The organism is Paenibacillus sedimenti, assembly GCF_014534655.1.
Classification (GTDB): Bacteria; Bacillota; Bacilli; order Paenibacillales; family NBRC-103111; genus Paenibacillus_E; species Paenibacillus_E sedimenti.
In genome coordinates this window covers 152,592-166,646 of record NZ_JACVVD010000007.1, presented here as the reverse complement: position 1 = coordinate 166,646, position 14,055 = coordinate 152,592, and the positions used below count along the sequence as shown (strand labels likewise).

General features: G+C 48.5%; 13 protein-coding genes. 11 read left to right on the top strand and 2 right to left on the bottom strand.

Going from position 1 to position 14,055, the window contains the following annotated elements:
* Positions 1–2: 2 nt before the first annotated feature.
* The 11 genes from ICC18_RS19955 to ICC18_RS19905 all read left to right on the top strand — a co-directional run bounded on the left by ICC18_RS19955 (position 3) and on the right by ICC18_RS19905 (position 11,623).
* Positions 3–818, top strand: a complete 816-nt coding sequence (locus ICC18_RS19955) for an inositol monophosphatase family protein (protein ID WP_188176203.1) — start codon at positions 3–5, stop codon at positions 816–818.
* 65 nt (positions 819–883) lie between these two features.
* Positions 884–1,306 (top strand): hypothetical protein, encoded by a 423-nt coding sequence (locus tag ICC18_RS19950; protein ID WP_188176202.1) that lies wholly within the window; start codon positions 884–886, stop codon positions 1,304–1,306.
* A gap of 550 nt (positions 1,307–1,856) precedes the next feature.
* Positions 1,857–3,149, top strand: coding sequence for an arsenic transporter (locus ICC18_RS19945; RefSeq protein ID WP_223192711.1), 1,293 nt, complete (start codon positions 1,857–1,859; stop codon positions 3,147–3,149).
* Between the two features lie 166 nt (positions 3,150–3,315).
* Positions 3,316–4,077: a hypothetical protein gene (locus tag ICC18_RS19940; RefSeq protein WP_188176201.1), complete on the top strand. Its 762-nt coding sequence runs from the start codon at positions 3,316–3,318 to the stop codon at positions 4,075–4,077.
* A gap of 149 nt (positions 4,078–4,226) precedes the next feature.
* Positions 4,227–4,928, top strand: a complete 702-nt coding sequence (locus tag ICC18_RS19935) for a response regulator transcription factor (protein WP_188176200.1) — start codon at positions 4,227–4,229, stop codon at positions 4,926–4,928.
* On the top strand, positions 4,925–5,896 hold the full coding sequence (locus tag ICC18_RS19930; RefSeq protein ID WP_188176199.1) for a HAMP domain-containing histidine kinase: 972 nt from the start codon (positions 4,925–4,927) through the stop codon (positions 5,894–5,896). Before ICC18_RS19935 ends, ICC18_RS19930 begins: the two co-directional genes overlap by 4 nt.
* Positions 5,897–5,999: 103 nt before the next feature.
* Positions 6,000–6,770 (top strand): ABC transporter ATP-binding protein, encoded by a 771-nt coding sequence (locus ICC18_RS19925; RefSeq protein ID WP_188176198.1) that lies wholly within the window; start codon positions 6,000–6,002, stop codon positions 6,768–6,770.
* Positions 6,745–8,679, top strand: coding sequence for an FtsX-like permease family protein (locus ICC18_RS19920; protein WP_188176197.1), 1,935 nt, complete (start codon positions 6,745–6,747; stop codon positions 8,677–8,679). Before ICC18_RS19925 ends, ICC18_RS19920 begins: the two co-directional genes overlap by 26 nt.
* 12 nt (positions 8,680–8,691) lie before the next feature.
* Positions 8,692–9,303, top strand: coding sequence for a DedA family protein (locus tag ICC18_RS19915; RefSeq protein WP_188176196.1), 612 nt, complete (start codon positions 8,692–8,694; stop codon positions 9,301–9,303).
* Entirely contained in the window at positions 9,304–10,134 is an 831-nt protein-coding gene (locus ICC18_RS19910; protein WP_188176195.1) for an undecaprenyl-diphosphate phosphatase, read from the top strand.
* A gap of 133 nt (positions 10,135–10,267) precedes the next feature.
* Positions 10,268–11,623 carry a dicarboxylate/amino acid:cation symporter gene (locus tag ICC18_RS19905; protein WP_188176194.1) on the top strand — a complete coding sequence of 452 codons (1,356 nt, stop codon included), beginning with the start codon at positions 10,268–10,270 and terminating at the stop codon, positions 11,621–11,623.
* A 246-nt stretch (positions 11,624–11,869) separates the two neighbouring features.
* Here the strand turns inward: ICC18_RS19905 and ICC18_RS19900 are convergent, their stop codons facing one another.
* Both ICC18_RS19900 and ICC18_RS19895 read right to left on the bottom strand, forming a co-directional pair.
* The gene (locus ICC18_RS19900) at positions 11,870–13,141 is read right to left on the bottom strand and encodes a BaiN/RdsA family NAD(P)/FAD-dependent oxidoreductase (protein WP_188176193.1); all 1,272 of its coding nucleotides are present in this window, start codon (positions 13,139–13,141) and stop codon (positions 11,870–11,872) included.
* Between the two features lie 124 nt (positions 13,142–13,265).
* Positions 13,266–13,865 carry an FAD:protein FMN transferase gene (locus ICC18_RS19895; RefSeq protein ID WP_188176192.1) on the bottom strand — a complete coding sequence of 200 codons (600 nt, stop codon included), beginning with the start codon at positions 13,863–13,865 and terminating at the stop codon, positions 13,266–13,268.
* Positions 13,866–14,055: the final 190 nt, after the last annotated feature.

The following is a 14,055-nucleotide window of genomic DNA, read 5'->3' as shown; positions in this document are numbered from 1 at the left end:
GAATGGATCATAATGAACGGTTATTAGCCAAAGAGGTTGCTGTGAGAGCCGCATGGAAGGCGGGCGAATTGGCGCGAGCGAGCTTTAGCGGCAAGCTGGATATTCAGCAGAAAGGCGATCGCGGAGATTTGGTCACGGAAGTGGATGTGCAAGCCGACCGCTTGATCGTCGATGCCATTCAAACCGCTTTTCCGAATCATCGCATCTACAGTGAGGAAGCGGGTGAAGGCGGGGCAGCCAGCGATTGGGTATGGCATGTTGATCCGCTGGATGGTACGAATAATTTTGCTCTAGGCATTCCGCTATATGGAGTTTCAATATCGCTTAGCCATCGAGGACAAATCGTCCTAGGCGTCGTTCACGATTCGGCGATGCAGCTGAATTATGCTGCCGTCCGGGGCGTTGGCGCTTGGCAGGAGGATGTGAAGCTGGAGGCGAAACCGCAAGGTACGCTAGCCAAATCAACGATTTCTTGGATCCAAGGCCACGGTGTGGGCAAGGACGATGAGAAAGCGCGGAAGCTGAGACATCATCTGGAGCATCGGATCAAAAGAGTGCTTCGGGTTTGGGCACCCTCCATCACCTGGGCGATGCTTGCCAGAGGCGATCTCCATGGCATTGTGCTTTACAACTCCGAAGGCGAAGATTTATATGCTGGACTGCTGCTAGCGCAGGAGGCCGGCGTGAAGGTGACCGATTTCGCAGGAAATCCGGTGATGTATCTTGGCGAGGGTTCCGGGTTTGTCCCTTATTTGGTGGCGGCGGTGCCGGGTTATCATGAGGAATTGCTGAAAATGGTGCAGGAAGTTATCGAATAGGGCAGAGCTTTATTGCAGAAGATAATGGCAGACTTTTTAAATACATGTAGGAAAGGATGCCGAACATGAACAATACTGTCCCTATTTTCTTCGAATTTGAGCAGGAACGGGATGCGCTTCTCGCCTTGGATACACTGGAGGAGCTCGGTTATAAGCCGGATCTGCTCAAGGACTCGAAGCCGACCCTGCATATCCATGTGGATGACCAAGAGGTGACGTCCGCGCTGGAAATTGCGCAAGCGCATGGCGGAAGGTTGGTGGAACGTACGCAGGAGCAGTCGGAGGCTGCCATGTATGCCATGGCTTACGATCTTGAGAATTCGATCCGCATCCCGGCTCACACCGTGAATGAAGACTGGCCGGAGAGCTACGCGTCGGCAGCTTCAGATTCATGGCGGGATGCGGATCGTATCCCGAGCGAAGAAGAGGCTGCCTTCGACCCGTCGGCCGACGATTACAGTCATTTCAGCGCTGGCATTCGGTTGTAGGACAGCGCGCAAGAGACCGATTCTCTCCGGGAGAGGATCGGTTTTTTTGGTTTTTTCGGGGAACAAGGACAACTGATCGTTAATAACGACGCTCTTGACGCTAAATCGAGCAAGTAACGTGAGAATGAGGGACAAAGACCCTATGACGCTAAGTAACGAACAAGGTTCTTTAAATAGAGAACTTTGTTCGCTGTAGCTCTGATTTGGGCCCTTTTGCCATTCAATAGCGTCCGATTGTACTCTAATTAACGACTATCGTCATTATTCAAACCGTGTGCGCAGGATGGAGCGCCAGAACGTAACGCATAGCACGGTAAAGAAAATAGCGGTGGTGCTTCCGCCAGGTTTTTCTTATGAAACGAATAGAGCTCGTTTATGTATAACCATCAGAACCATTCACATTGGGAGACACATTCACTTAGCTTTGAGTAGTGACCTTCAAGCCCGCTAAATTTTAGTCCACAAACAGATTCGCATGCTTTACAATGAGTAAGGTTGTTTCATTTTATAGATGATTATCCTGATTCGGGAGCCGGGGGTATTTGTTCTCATGATTTTTTTGGCTTGTCTCTTGTTTGTTATAACCATCACGCTCGTCATCTGGCAGCCGAAGGGGCTCGGTATTGGCTGGTCGGCTACCGCCGGAGCGGTGCTGGCGCTGCTGTTTGGCGTCGTTACCTGGCACAATGTCATTGAAGTAACGGATATCGTGTGGAATGCGACGCTTACCTTCGTTGCGATTATTCTGAACTCGCTTTTGCTCGACGAAATCGGATTTTTCGAGTGGGCGGCTCTTCATATGGCGCGGTTGGCGCGAGGCAGCGGCGTGCGCATGTTTTTATATGTCATCCTGCTTGGGGCAGGGGTGTCCGGGTTGTTCGCAAACGACGGTGCGGCGCTTATCCTGACGCCTATCGTGCTTGCGATGGTGCGCACGCTGAATTTTGAGCGGACGATGATCTTGCCTTTCGTTATGGCGGGCGGCTTTATCGCAGATACGGCATCTTTGCCGCTGACGGTCAGCAACTTGACGAACATCGTATCGGCCGATTATTTTGGCATCGGTTTTGGAGAATATGCGTCACGAATGTTCGTTCCGAATCTATTTTCAATCGGGGCCAGCATGCTTGTTCTCTATATTTGTTACCGCCGTCAAATTCCGCTGCATTACGATGTGTCGATGCTCAAGCAGCCACGGGAGGCGATCAAGGATGAGCGTTTATTCCGGCTGTCATGGGTCATCCTGGGGGTCATGCTGCTCGCTTTTCTTGCAAGCGAATTTATTGCGGTGCCAATCAGCCTGATTACAGGGGCGGCCACACTTTTTTTCTTGCTTGCCGCTCGCCGCAGTCCTGCTGTGAACTTGCGTAAAATCGTAAAAGAAGCGCCATGGACCATCGTTATTTTTTCGATAGGCATGTATGTGGTCGTTTATGGGCTCAAAAATGCAGGTCTGACCGACTTGCTCGGCATGCTTATTGGGGCTGCCGCAGATCATGGACTCTACGCAGCGACGTTAGGTATGGGTTTTTTGGCTGCGATTCTTTCTTCCGTGATGAATAATTTGCCTACAGTTATGATTGACGCGCTCGCGATTCACGGGACGCAGACGGAAGGCGTTATCCGGGAGGCGCTGATTTATGCCAATGTCGTCGGTACAGATTTAGGGCCTAAGCTTACACCGATCGGCTCATTAGCGACACTACTCTGGCTGCATGTACTTTCGCGTAAGGATGTACGGATTACTTGGGGGTATTATTTTAGAATCGGATTTATTTTGACCGTGCCTACTTTGTTCGTGACGCTAACGGGACTTTATTTATGGCTTTGGCTGATTTCGTAGATAACGGATTGTATCAGGCTTTGACCCTTCAGTTGGGTTGAGGCTTATTTTCGTAGAAAGCTGTAACTTTCAGTTCCAGGGAACGTCTGAAGGAATAAGTAAGTAATTGATGATAAAAAGGAGAATCTTTGAGCTGCGCTCAAAGATTATATGAGGGGGAAAACGTATGTCACGTACGATTCACGTTTTGATGGCGGCAGCGCTGCTGTCCGCTTTGACAGGGTGTGCGGGTAATGAAAAAGGTCAGGGCACTGCACCTACGGCATCGCCGACTCCGTTATCGACGGCATCGCCGACTCCGTCATCGACGGCATCACCGGCGCCTTCAACAACGGCTACTGCGAAGCCGGCACCTGCAACGGCCGTGCCTAGCCCAAGCGCGAAGCCGGGTCCTGTTTCGGTAGCCAGCGAGGCTGCCGCGAAGAAAGCGATTGAAAGCAGGACGCAGGAAACCGTCCAAGCGTTGAAAAAGCGGGATATGAAGAAGCTCGCAGAGCTCGTGCATCCGGAGAAGGGCGTGCAATTCTCGGCATACTCGCATATTGATGAGAAGAAGGATGTCCGCATCAAAGGCAGCGAACTTGCACCGCTCTGGAAGGAAGCGGATAAACGAATTTGGGGCATCTACGATGGTTCGGGCGAGCCGATCGAATTGACGTTCCAGGCCTACTTCGGCAAGTTCGTATACAATCAGGACTACTCGGCAGCGCCTCAGATCGGCTACAACAAAACAATCGGCAAAGGCAACACAGTCAACAATGTGTTTGACGTGTATCCGAAGGAAAAGTACGTGACGGTGGAGTATCATTTTCCGGGTTTCGATGCGAAGCATGAAGGTATGGATTGGTCCAGCCTGCGTCTCGTCTACGGTCAACACAATCAACAGTGGTATCTGGTTGCTGTGATTCATGACCAGCATACGATATAAGTTAGGAGTTTCGAAACTCATATTTCCCGCGAACATCCAGCATCCCGCCGTATCTCCACTGTTTCATAGTTACACTTCTAGCATGTAAAGGAGTATCATAAGGGAGATGGCTGCAAAAAAAGCGAGAATGATTCTAAAGGGGAATTTGCGTGTTTAAAATATTCATTGTTGAAGATGACAAACGGCTCGTCAGCTTGTTGGAAGAGCATTTGCATAAATTCGGCTTTGACACCCGGTCGGTCGTCAATTTCGAGGCGGTACGATCCGAGTTTGAACAATTCTCTCCGCATCTCGTTCTGTTGGATGTCAACCTTCCGAAATTCGACGGGTATTACTGGTGCCGGCAAATTCGGAGCCTATCCACTTGTCCGATTCTTTTCATCTCTGCGCGTGACAGTAAAATGGACCAGGTGATGGCTCTTGAGAACGGGGCGGATGATTACATCACGAAACCGTTTGATTATGAAATTGTGTTAGCCAAAATCAATAGTCAGCTTCGGCGGGCGTATGGCACCTATGCGAACTCGCATCAAGAGCGGACGATCGCAGTCGCCGGATTAATGCTCGATGTCGGACGTCTCGTGCTCTCTCTGAGCGAACAGAAGATCGAACTCAGTCATACCGAAGCGAAAATCCTGGATGAATTAATGAGAAAATCGGAGCAAATCGTCAGCCGGGACCGTTTGCTGGAGAAAATTTGGGATGATCAAACATTCGTTGATGATAATACGTTGAACGTATACATGAACCGTGTCCGCAAAAAGTTAGTGCTGCTGGATATTCATGATGCGCTCCAAACAGTTCGCGGGCAAGGCTATCGGCTCTATCCAAATTGGGGGAGTGAATCATGAAACTTTTTTTTCGTGAGCAGCTTCCCCTCATTTTTGTTTATTTCGGCCAATTGTTCGTCATTATGCTTATTTACTGGCTCGATGGTTATCGTCACATCATGATAAGCCTATATGCAGCCTTGCTGAGCAGTTGCCTGCTTGCCGGCTACCTCACTTTTCGCTACATAACGAATCGAACCTTCTATAACCGTTTGAAACAACCTCCTGTCGCGTTGGAGGAATATGCGAGTCCATCGCAGCAAGCCCCGTTGGCCGAAGCGTTACAGCATCTTCTGAAAAACCAATACCGCCTTTATCAAAACGATCTGCATCATTACCAACACAAAATAAATGTCCACACTCAATTCATCAACCAATGGGTTCATCAAATGAAAATTCCTGTTTCCGTTATTCATTTAATGATCCAAGACCAGGATGCGCAACCATTCCCCGAGATCGGAGACGAGCTGGACAAGTTGAGGAAAGGATTGGAAATGGTTTTATACGCTGCACGTCTGGATGCATTTGAACACGATTTTTATGTAGAAGCGCTTGATATGGAAACGATTGTCCGCTCGGTAACATCCAGTCAGAAGAGGCTGTTCATTCGCAGCGGCGTTTTCCCGTTCGTTCAAGTGGAGGGGGAAATCTGCATGGTATCCGATGAAAAGTGGCTGTCGTTTGCCATTACGCAGCTGATTACGAATGCCGTCCGGTATACGGCGGGCACCAACAGGAAGATTTATTTTCGCGGTTACGTTCGTACGTCTAAACCTGTTTTGGAAATACAGGACGAAGGGGTCGGTATTCCGGCAAGCGACCTGCCGCGGGTCTTCGATCCTTACTTTACCGGCGAGAATGGAAGGAACTTTCAAGAATCGACCGGAATGGGACTGTATCTCGTTAAACAAATATGCGATAAGCTTGGCCATCAGGTTGAACTGGAATCAACGGTCGGTCAGGGAACGGTTGTCCGGATCGTATTCTAAGCTGCCTTACAAAAGTGTAAGCTAATGTAATCTGCATCGATAGCTAAGACGCATCGGTCATTTATATAATCTAGACATCAAGAAGAACAAGGAGCATTTACCTATGTCCATATTGAATGTCGAACATGTAACCAAAATATACGAGGGTAAACTGTCTTATAAAGCCCTGGATAAAGTCCAGTTTTCGATTGCAAAAGGTGAATTTGTCGGGGTTATGGGTCCGTCCGGCAGCGGGAAAACAACCTTGCTCAATGTCATTGCAACGATAGACGAACCGACTTCCGGAGAAATCCGGATTAACGGGATCAATCCCCATACGCTAAATAAAAAAGAAAAGGCGTTGTTTCGCCGCCATGACCTGGGATTCGTATTCCAGCATTATAACTTGCTCGATACATTAACCGTGGCCGAAAATATCGTTTTACCACTTACGCTGGACGGGGTCTCTGTTAAAGAGATGGAGCGGAAACTGCAGAATGTCACGAAGAAGCTCGGCATCGATCACCTTCTAAACAAACGAACGTATGAAATATCCGGCGGACAAATGCAGCGAACCGCAATAGCCCGGGCGATGATTCATGAGCCATCTATCATTTTGGCGGATGAGCCGACCGGAAATCTGGACTCCAAAGCTTCCAAGGATGTCATGGATATGTTCGAGAAGATGAATGAACAGGAAGGTGCGACGGTATTCATGGTTACTCATGATGCAGTTGCCGCGAGCTATTGCAATCGGGTGATTTTCATCAAGGACGGGAAGTTTTATAACGAAATTTACCGGGGGAACAGCCGCCAGGCTTTTTTTCAGAAAATCATCGACATGCTGTCGCTGTTGGGAGGGGATCGTCATGACCTTTCGACAATTCGCTTATAGGAATGTCGTCCGCAATAAGCGGACGTATGCCGCTTATTTTCTTAGCAGCGCATTTTCTGTTATGATTTTCTTCGTATGCGCGCTTTTTATTTTCAATCCGCATATTCAGGAGGGCATCATCTTCGCGATCGCCGTTCAAGCGATGCTAGCAGCCGAATTCATCATGTACGTCTTTTCATTCTTTTTTGTCCTCTATTCGGTCGGTTCGTTCTTAAAAACACGAAAGCGCGAATTTGGCATTCTCCTCATGCACGGGATGACCACGGGGCAATTAAACCGGATGGTGTTCCTGGAGAATATGTTGATTGGCGTCGGGGCTATTGTGGCCGGGATTATCGCAGGGCTATTAACCGGAAAGCTTTTTTTAATGATCGGTTCAAGCTTTCTCGGCATTTCGCCTCTGCCGTTTTATTTATCCTGGAAAGCGTTAATCTTAACGATCGGTTCATTTGTTCTGCTGTTTTTGTTAATTTCGCTTTGTACATCCGTGCTCGTTCGGACAAACCGGTTAATCGATTTGTTCCAGGCGGACCAAAAACCTAAATCCGAACCGAAAGCTTCCATGTTCTTGTCGCTTGCTGCCGCGGTATTGTTAATCGCAAGTTATGATTTAGCGGCTACCGCCTCCTCGGCTTCGGTTATGATTCGCATGTTCCCGGTTATAGGTATGACAATCATCGGCACCTATTTCTTTTACACACAGCTCAGCATCTTTATGATACGATTATTGCAGAAAAACCGGCTGCTCTTTTGGAGAAAGACCAATATGCTCACCATTTCGAGTCTTGCATATCGGATTAAGGACAATGCGCGGATGTTTTTCATGGTAACTATCGTATCTACGGTTGCGTTCTGTGCAGTTGGCGCTTTCGCTTCAATGAATTCGTTGTCGAAGGAATTCGCCGCAGATTATCCGGCTGCGATCGGTTACGTGGCCAAGGAAGGCAATCCAATCGAACAACGACATCTGGGCGAGATAAAAGCGGAACTGGAGTTAAAAGGAGTTGCGTATCAAGTAGGGGACATGCCTATTAAATATGCCGACATTGCGTCCTCGACATCAAGGTTTAAACCGGAGCATTTACCGCTAATTTCATTCTCGGACTATAAGAAATCAAGCTTGATGGCAGGTTTCAAGTTCGAAGAACGACCCTTATCCGGCAATGAGGCACTGGTCCTATTAGGCTCGCTCAGGGATAAAAGCGCAATGGGCGCTCGTGAAAAAGCGACCTATACGCTAAAAGAGAACGGACTCGTCATCCAAGAGATTGGATTTACGCAACATGTCGGCATGCCGGATTATTTATTAGCCGATATGGACGGGAGCTTTGGCGGATTTGTCGTAAGTGATCAAGTATTTAACCAAGTTGCCGCGGCCCGAACTGATCACTTTACAGGTTTTTATGTTGAAAATTTCGGGCTGACAGAAGGGATGGCTAGTCGTCTTACCAGGGATGGCGTAACGAGATATGACACGGACCAGCCTTATGCCATTACGGTTAGCGGAACGTTGTATACTGTTCAAAAGAGCTTATTCGGCACCATGTTATTTGCCGCACTGCTCGTGGGTACTGTTTTCTTTATCGCGGCAGGAAGCTTTCTATACTTCCGCCTCTACGCCGATTTGGATTACGACCGCCGTCAATATGCGACGATCGCCAAAGTCGGTCTGACCGAGCAGGAGCTTAATCGGATTGTCACCAGACAAGTATCCTTGCTGTTTTTTGTACCGGTCGGTTTCGCGATCGTTCATAGCATATTCGCATTTATGGCTTTGCAAAGCCTGTATTATTTATCCATTGCAGCGGAAATGGGCGTTGTCTTGATCAGCTTTTTCATTGCCCAGGTGATCTACTTCTTCATCATTCGTTACCGGTATTTGCGTAACTTGAAAAAATCACTAATTTAATGGAGGTTCTGCATGGTTAACTGGATTACAGAATCTATGGAACAATTCGGTTATTTCGGTATTCTATTCATGATTGCGCTTGAGAATGTATTCCCGCCTATTCCTTCGGAGGTCATTCTGACATTCGGAGGATTTATGACGACCTATACGGGTTTGACGGTTCCGGGCGTCATCGCAACGGCTACCGCCGGGTCTGTCGCGGGGGCGGTTATTCTGTATGGTCTTGGCCGTCTTCTCGGGGTAGAGAAATTGGAGGCCATCATTGACCGGTGGGGACATATACTCCGAATCAAGAAAGAAGACATTCATAAAACGAATGCCTGGTTCGAAAAATATGGCTATTGGGCGGTTCTAATCTGCAGGGTGATTCCGTTAATCCGAAGTCTTATCTCCATACCCGCAGGCATGTCGCATATGAAATTCGGGCCTTTTCTTCTCTTTACAACGATCGGAACTCTTATATGGAATATGATTCTTGTCTCCGCTGGCGCCGCTGTTGGCGAATCATGGGAGGAGATCGTTCAGCTTATGGATATGTATTCGCATACGGCTTACGCTTTAATAGGACTTGGCCTGATAATTGTCCTCTTTTTATATATCCGCAGAGCAAGGAGGAGCAAGTAATTGGATGTCATTCAGCTCATAAAAGCGATTGTATTAGGAATAGTCGAGGGGCTTACCGAATTTGCTCCTGTCTCGTCTACGGGTCACATGGTGATCGTGGATGATATGTGGCTCAAGTCCGAACAATTTCTAACGAAATATGTAGCAAATACGTTTAAAGTGGTCATTCAGCTAGGTTCTATTTTAGCCGTTGTCTTTGTATTCAGAGACCGATTTATGAACTTATTGGGAATTGGGCGAAGTCACAATGGAATGGACAGTGGGCAGGGAAGTTTGAAGTTAGCCCATGTGATCGTAGGATTAATTCCTGCTGGCGTACTGGGGATTCTATTCGAAGATTATATCGATGAACATTTATTCAGGGCGGAGACCGTGTTAATCGGGTTAGTGCTCGGTGCCGTTCTAATGATCATAGCCGATCGATTCGGTGCTAAAAGTCCTAAAGTCCATACAGTGGACCAAATCACCTATAAACAAGCGTTGTCCGTCGGTTTCATTCAATGTTTCTCACTATGGCCGGGATTCTCCCGATCAGGTTCGACGATTTCCGGCGGTGTTTTGCTCGGGATGAGTCACCGTGCAGCTGCCGATTTCACCTTTATTATGGCCGTTCCGATCATGGGCGGTGCAAGTTTCATATCTTTGCTAAAGAACTGGGAGTACTTTACACTCGATGCACTGCCGTTCTTCATCGTCGGATTTATGAGTGCATTTGTGTTTGCGTTAGTCTCGATCCGCTTCTTCCTTAAGCTCATTAACCGAATTAAACTCGTTCCGTTCGCTATTTATCGGATTGTGTTAGCCGGGATCATCTATGTTTTTTATTTTTAAAAAAGGGGCGCAGCCAGTTAGGCTCGCCTCTTTAGATTATGAGAAGAAAAAAACATTGACAGTTCACACCAGATGTCATATTCTTATCCCATAAAACCAAGTAATAACATTGGAATTTAAGGAGATGATTTTGGTGAAAAACAACTTAGTGACTGCTTTTCAATCGAACTGGGTCAGCTTGCTCGTCTCGATTGTCATTATCGGTTTTCTATACTTCTTGGCGAGAAAAAAGGTCAGCTTCGGCTCCCGCGTTTTTATCGCTTTAGGTCTTGGATTGGTTGCAGGGATTTTCTTGAATCAACTTCACTTTGATTTTAAAAGTGTAAGCACGATCGGAAGTATTTATGTCAATTTAATCAAAATGCTGGTTATGCCTCTTGTCCTTATTCTTGTTATCAATAGTATCGCTTCTTTGTCCAGCATGGGCCAACTGCGCAAGTTGGGACTTAAAACGATCGGCTGGTTTCTGCTAACAACGGGTATCGCGGCATTAATCGGTTTGCTGGTTGCGCTGGCCTTTGATCCGGGTAACGGGATTGCGCAGGCGGTTCCAAAAGATTTCAAAGTTAGAGAAATTCCTACATTCTCGCAAGTTATTCTCGATTTGGTGCCTTCTAACCCGATTAGCGATATGGCGAACGGTAAAGTCGTACCGGTTCTGATCTTCGCGCTTTTCGTTGGGGTAGCGATTGTACAAGTGGGCTCTAAAAAGCCTGAAAGCGTCGCTCCGGTTAAAGCATTCGTTACTTCCGCGACGCAAGTGGTTCATCAGGTTGTCAAATATGTAATTCGTCTGACTCCTTACGGCGTATACGCATTGATTGCGGCTATGGCGGCAAGATACGGTCTTGACACATTGGCTCCACTAGCAAAAATCATCGTAACATCTTACGTTGCACTGATCATTCATTTTGTGCTTATCTTTGGCGGGTTGGTGCTTCTGGTGGCTAAAGTGAATCCGATCAAATTCTTTAAAAAGGCGTATCCGACGATCGCCGTTGCTTTCACAACTCGAAGCAGTTATGCGACGCTGCCTGTGAACTTGGAAGTCATTACGAAACGTCTGCGCGTATCTCCGCGTATTGCCAGCTTCGTGGCTCCGCTGGGCGCTACGATGAACTTTAACGGTTGCGGCGGGGTATGGCCTGCGGTTGTAGCGATTTTCGTGGCGAAGGTTTATAACCTTCAGCTGAGCGCATCCGAGTATGTGCTGCTGATTCTAGTAGCTGTTATCTCCTCCATCGGCGTTGCCGGCGTTCCGGGACCAGCTGCAATCTCGACAACCGTTGTGCTTACAGCACTGGGTCTGCCGATCGAAGGTATGGGTCTTGTGCTCGGCGTTGAGGCGCTAATCGACATGGGTCGTACGGCAGTCAATGCAACAGGAACGACAGTTACGGCATTGCTTGTTGCCGAATCCGAAGGCGAATTCGACCGCGCAGCGTTCGACCGCGACGAGGAAGACGATCTCGAATTGGCAACTGCTTAATTGCAGAGCGTATAGATAAACGGCCCCTTGCATCATGTGGATGCGGGGGGCCGTTTTTTGCTGCTGTGTAGGAGAATATGTATGGTTCTATTGGAAATTGTCCAATGAAATTCGCCGAAATTGGCGTAATTAACTGTACTAAATGCAGTTGGTTACCAACCATGGGGATGAGCTCCATGCAAAGAGCTAAGTATCGCCTCGCGGCTCACCACTCATGTACTCGCTTCTCCAGCGTGTCCTAGCCGTTTAACGCGTTACGCCAACCAATTCAGCTGCACACTTGCCAGCCGTATAGCCGGTAGAGAAAGCTGCGGTGATATTATAGCCGCCCGTATACCCGTGGATATCCAGAATCTCGCCGCAGAAAAAGAGTCCGTCCATCAGCTTGGACTGCATCGTGCCCGGATCGATTTCTTTGAGATAGACGCCGCCGCCCGTGACGAACGCTTCCTCCAAGGAGAGCGTTCCTTTGACGACAACGGGGAAGGCTTTGATCAGTTTGCACAATTCGAGCCAGTTTTGCTTCGGGATGTTATCGTAAGTCAGCTGCTCGTTCAAGCCGGCCTTTACTAGCAAAATGGGGATTAAACGTTCTGACAACAGGCTCTTGAGCACGTTCTTGATCGCTTTTTTGTTATCGGCCTTGGCGAGCGCCATGCTTTGGTTGTAGACCTCGTCCATGCTTTGATCCGGGAAGAGGTCCACGATGAGAAGCGCTTCCTTGCATTCGGATTTTGCGATCTCTTTCACGACGAACTGGCTGCAGCGCAGCGCAATCGGGCCGGACAAGCCGAAATGCGTGAAAAGCAGATCGCCCCGGTGGGCGATAACGGCTTTCCCTTTGGCGTTATAGACGGACAGCGTCACATCACGCAAGGAAAGCCCCTGCAGCTCGCGGCTGCGGATGAAGGGCTCATTCGAGGTTAACGGAACCTCGGTCGGGAACAGCGGCGTGATCGTATGCCCCGCATCCTCCGCCCAGGCGTAGCCGTCGCCTGTGGAGCCTGTTTGCGGTACGGAGCAGCCGCCGGAAGCGACGATGACGGCGGCGCTGGACACCGTTTCGCCTGAATGCAGGCGAATGCCGATGGCGCTCCCGTCTTGATAGCGCACTCTTTTGACCGGGCTGTTGGTCCGGATCTCGACGCCTTGGCGGCGCACTTGTCCGATCAGCGCGTCTACGACAGTTTTGGCCTTGTCGCTGACCGGGAACATGCGGCCGTTATCTTCCTCTTTAAGGCGGATGCCAAGTTTTTCAAAGAAAGCAATGATGTCCTTATTGTTAAAATTGGCGAATGCGCTGTACAGAAAGCGCCCATTGCCGGGAATATTTTTGATGAGTTCGTCCTGGTCTTTATTGTTTGTTACGTTGCAGCGGCCCCCGCCGGAAATGCCGAGTTTGCGCCCCAGCTTATCGCCTTTGTCGACTAGCAGCACCTTTGCTCCTTCTGCGCTGGCCGCTATGCTGGCCATCAGACCGGCTGATCCGCCGCCAATCACAATCACATCATAGTCCATTTATCAAATTGCCCCTACATGCGTATTTTCCTCCATCATAGCATGAGCAGCGGTTAGTTCAAAACAGTGGGGCCCCGATAGAGAAGAAGCTCCCGGGTTGGGCACGATCGCTTTTTTCTATTATTCAGGACACTTTGTCCTGAAAGTGGTAGTGGTCAATGTTCCATGGATTTTGAAGGCCGATCACCCAAGGATCAAGCTGCTTTGAGGCGCGCCCCCATACGGTAATATCGCCTCCGGCCACGATAAGACCTTGTTTAAGTTCGATCGTATTTTGCATATAGTCGGCCAGCCTATTGACGGACCAACTCTTTTCGATTCCATGAAGATCAATGCGCGTATGATCAGGAAGCTGGATCGATTTCATCAGAGGGTCAACTTTCCAAGTTAATAACGGATGGGAATTAGAAGGGGCTCTTACCGCACCGTTTTGCAGGAGAGGCTTGTAGTTTCTATCGGTCACCTTCTGGTAGGTTTCAGCTAGAAACAGCACCTCCAACATGATCGTAGACACCATGCAGGTCTCACCCGCCAATGTGTTGAGCAGGTTGATCTCACTATCGGCCAGACGGAGGCTAAATCGCTTTTCCACGCTATGAAACCAATCGATGGCCATTTGCTCAATGAAGTAAGCATCCTTATCTTCGCACCGCAGCAGCAGCTCAATATCCGTTTGCATCGCTTGCAGGCGAAATGGATGAAAGGATTCTGTAATAGGCTCCATAAGGGTTCCTCTTTTCTTTCGCGACCTTAAGTTATGAGCTCTATTATAGAAAGGTTAGCTGAGATTCACTTGATTGTTTGCTGAAAGATTACTGAAAAGTCGGATCCGCGATGGGGCCCGGCCTTTGTTGTTTATTACCAGAAATCTAATTTAAGCAAGGACACTTCTTCGTGGTATAATTAATTGATTC